This is a genomic window from Frankia sp. AiPs1, from assembly GCF_023716945.1.
Classification (GTDB): domain Bacteria; phylum Actinomycetota; class Actinomycetes; order Frankiales; family Frankiaceae; genus Frankia.
This window is the reverse complement of the sequence record NZ_JAMQQF010001065.1, coordinates 1-930: the sequence shown is the minus strand read 5'-3', so window position 1 is coordinate 930 and position 930 is coordinate 1. Positions and strand designations below refer to the sequence as shown.

Annotated in this window: 1 protein-coding gene; it reads right to left on the bottom strand. The window is 74.9% G+C overall.

Annotation, left to right across the window (positions count from 1 at the left end):
- On the bottom strand, positions 1-930 hold a 930-nt coding region (locus ND748_RS32875), incomplete at both ends, for an ABC transporter ATP-binding protein (protein WP_251750144.1).

The window sequence follows — 930 nt, the reverse complement described above, 5'->3', positions numbered from 1 at the left end:
GGTCTGCCGGGTCGGGCGGGTCGGGCGGGTCGGGCGGGCGCGGTTGCGCGGGCAGGGCGGTCACCCCCACGATCCGGGCCAGGCTCGCGGTGGCGGACTGCAGGGTGTCGAGGAGGAACAGCGCCGAGTTCACCGGCCCGAACAGGTTCGCGAAGTACAGCGCCGCGGCGCTGGCCGCGCCGATGGTCACCGCGCCGTCGTCGACGAGCAGGAACCCGGTCACCAGGACGGCGCAGAGCCCCACCGCCTCGGCGATGTTGAGCCGGCCGAAGAAGCGGGTGTGCAGGCGGGTGAGCGCGACGGTCGCGGAGATGCTGTGGTCGATCCGGTCCTCCATCTGATCGACATGGGTGCCGGCCAGACCGAACGCGCGGACGGTGGCCGCCCCGCCGAAGGTCTCCAGCAACTGCTGCTGCTCCCCGCCCGCCGCCCGGCGGCGCGCCCCGTAGATCGGGCCCGACCGCCGCACGTACCACCGCGCGGTCAGGGCCTGGATGGGCAGCGCGACCAGCGCGGCGACGGCGAAACGCCAGTCGAGGGCGGTGAGGCCGGCCAGGGTGAGCGCGATGATCAGCGCCGACTGGACGAACTCCGGGACGGCGCCGCGGACGGCCTCGCTGACCATCGCGATGTCCTCGGTGATGCGCGAGGTCAGGTCACCCGAGCCGCCCCGCTCGATGCGCTCCAGCGGCAGGTCGAGCGCACGCTCGACGAACGTTTCCCGGGTCGTCGCGAGGACCTCCTCGCCGAGGCGGGCGACCGCCACCATCCCCGCATAGGCCAACGCCCCCTGCCCGATCGCCGCCGCGGCCAGCAGCAGCACCGGCCTGGTCAGACCGGACGCGTCGCCGTCGGCGGCGAGGTCGACGATCCGCCCGAGCAGCGGGGCCGCCGCCAGGCTGCATGCCGCCGCGGCGAGCAGGCAGGTCG